Raw genomic sequence first — 1,253 nt, forward strand, 5'->3', positions numbered from 1 at the left:
CACATCGGCGAGCGCCTGCCGTGAGATGTTCACCATCTCCCGCAGCTCCGCACGGGCGCGCCCGGCCTCCCCTTCGCTGCCCTCCTGCATCAGACTCCAGTCCTCGCGGCGGTAGTGCACCCCCGTATCTTCGGCCGCGATGCGCAGCGTGGCCAGCAGCGCGGCGGCTGCGGTGGGGCTCGTCGACGAGCTGGTGACCGACGCGGCCGGGCTGGTCGACGACGTCGTGGTGGCGTAGCCGGGGTAGCAGGCGGCGGTCAGGCCGGCCGCCAGAACGACAGCGGGCAGCAGCCGCCGGTGCAGCTGGGGCCAGGTGCCGCCGGAGGTGCTGGTCTTCTCCTCGATCGGGTCGTCGGCCCCTTCGGGCCAGGTCTCGATGTCGGACATGGACGGGTCTCCCCTGGTCAGGCGTGGGCGGTGGTCTGGAGCTCGGCGAGGCGTGTGAGCAGGCCGGCGACGTCCTTGCGGGCGATCGCGCGACCGAGCTCGGCGTTGATGCGCGCGACGACGTCGGCGTCCTGGCGCTCGTCGAAGGTGGCTACGACCAGCACGGGAACGCCGTGGGGGGCACGGCCGCGGGCGGTGAGCCGCACCGTGGTGTCGCTGTCGTGGAACTTGCCGATGACGGCGTCGACGAAGGTCAGCAGCTCGGTGAAGCGGGCCAGCCGCGGCGCGGGGGCCGGCCCTTCGAGCTCGATCTGCAGTGCGTGGCCCTCGCCGCCGGGCCCGGCCACGATGTCCACGGTCAGCGGGCCGAGCCTCAGCTCTTCGAGCATCCCGGCGATGTCGAGCAGGGCGGGTTCAGGCACGGCGGGGTTCCTCCTGGGCTGCGGTGGTGTGTTCGGTGACGTGGGCGAAACCCTCGTCGAGCAGGTCGTCGACGGTGAGGGCGGTGACGCGGGTGGCCATGGCGTCGACGACGTCGGTGGGCACGGGCCGTTCGCGGGCGGCGTTGCGCTCGCGGGCGGTCTCCGGTGGGGTCCGCACGATCACGGCGATCGCCGGCGCCTGGTGGGCGGTGGCGATCGCGAGCCAGTTCGAGCGCTCCCGTGCGGTTGTCGAGGTGGCGTCGATGGTCACCTCGAAGCCGCGGGCGAGCAGGCCCGTAGCATGGAGGGCCCACCGCTCGCACGAGAAGTCCGCGTCGCGGAGCCCGTACCCGGCCGAGGCCCGCCCCAGCCCGCCGCACTCCCCGCCGGCCCGCGCGCTCGCCTCCGGCGAACCGTCCTTGCACAGCGGCGACGACCCGGCGA

General features: G+C 73.7%; 3 protein-coding genes. All 3 read right to left on the reverse strand.

Annotated elements, in window-relative coordinates; genetic code table 11:
- On the reverse strand, window positions 1-387 hold a 387-nt coding region (locus tag AB0435_RS34220; protein WP_366428748.1), incomplete at its 3' end, for a hypothetical protein.
- A 17-nt stretch (window positions 388-404) separates the two neighbouring features.
- Window positions 405-809 carry a hypothetical protein gene (locus AB0435_RS34225; protein WP_366428749.1) on the reverse strand — a complete coding sequence of 135 codons (405 nt, stop codon included), beginning with the start codon at window positions 807-809 and terminating at the stop codon, window positions 405-407.
- Window positions 802-1,253: AAA family ATPase (locus AB0435_RS34230; protein WP_366428750.1), on the reverse strand; the 452-nt coding region annotated here is incomplete at its 5' end. The genes AB0435_RS34225 and AB0435_RS34230, both read right to left, overlap by 8 nt.

It is taken from the genome of Streptomyces sp. NPDC051173 (assembly GCF_040689515.1).
Classification (GTDB): domain Bacteria; phylum Actinomycetota; class Actinomycetes; order Streptomycetales; family Streptomycetaceae; genus Streptomyces.